The organism is Streptomyces boncukensis, assembly GCF_011045075.1.
Lineage (GTDB): Bacteria > Actinomycetota > Actinomycetes > Streptomycetales > Streptomycetaceae > Streptomyces > Streptomyces boncukensis.
In genome coordinates this window covers 1-835 of record NZ_JAAKZZ010001057.1, presented here as the reverse complement: position 1 = coordinate 835, position 835 = coordinate 1, and the positions used below count along the sequence as shown (strand labels likewise).

Sequence of the window (835 nt, the reverse complement as noted above, 5' to 3'; positions counted from 1 at the left end):
TGTATAAGAGACAGGGCCGGGAGCGCTGATGGGTGTCTTCGTCTTCCTCCCGCTCGTCCTGCCGCTGACCGCGCTGCCCATCGTGCGGCTGGCCGAACAGCATCTGCACCCGCGCGGCGCCACCCGTCTGCTGACCGCGCTGGGTTGCGCGTTCGCGCTGTGCAGCACGCTGTGTCTGGCGCTGCTCATGGTCGTCGGCACCGCGCAGCTCCCGGGGAACCCGCTGCCGGACGCCTGGGCCGACCCCGAGGTGCGTGCCGTGGTCCCCTACCCGGACTACACCGGCACCACGGCCATAGCCGCGCTCACCGCCGTCCTCGGCGCCGCAGCGGCCGATCTGCGCCGCTTCCGCCGCGTCCGTACCCGCGCCCACCGCGCCCTGGACGGGCTGCCGCCGCAGGACCCCGCCGTGCTGCCCGACGCCGCGCCGTACGCGTATGCGCTGCCGGCTGACGCCCGGCGGCCGGGCCGGGTGGTGGTCTCCACCGGGATGCTCGCGGCGCTGACCGAGGAGGAGCGCGCCGTGCTGCTCGCGCACGAGCGGGCCCACCTCGCCGGGCACCACCACCGCTATCTGCTCGCCGCCCGGCTGGCCGCCGTCGCCAACCCGCTGCTGCGCCCGCTGCGCGGGGCCGTGGCGTACAGCGCCGAGCGCTGGGCCGACGAGGACGCCGCGAGCCGCGTCGGCGACCGGCGGCTCGCGGCCCGCGCGGTGGGGCGGGCGGCCCTCGTCGCGGACAGCGCGGCCGTGCCCTCGCCCCTCCTCCCCGCCCTGGCGGCGGGGCCGGTGCCGCGGCGCGTCGCGGCGCTGCTGGGCCCGGTCCCGCCCGCCCGG

General features: G+C 78.4%; 1 protein-coding gene. It reads left to right on the top strand.

The features are described from left to right. Positions 1–28 precede the first annotated feature (28 nt). Positions 29–835: M48 family metalloprotease (locus G5C65_RS37910; RefSeq protein WP_165303623.1), on the top strand; the 807-nt coding region annotated here is incomplete at its 3' end.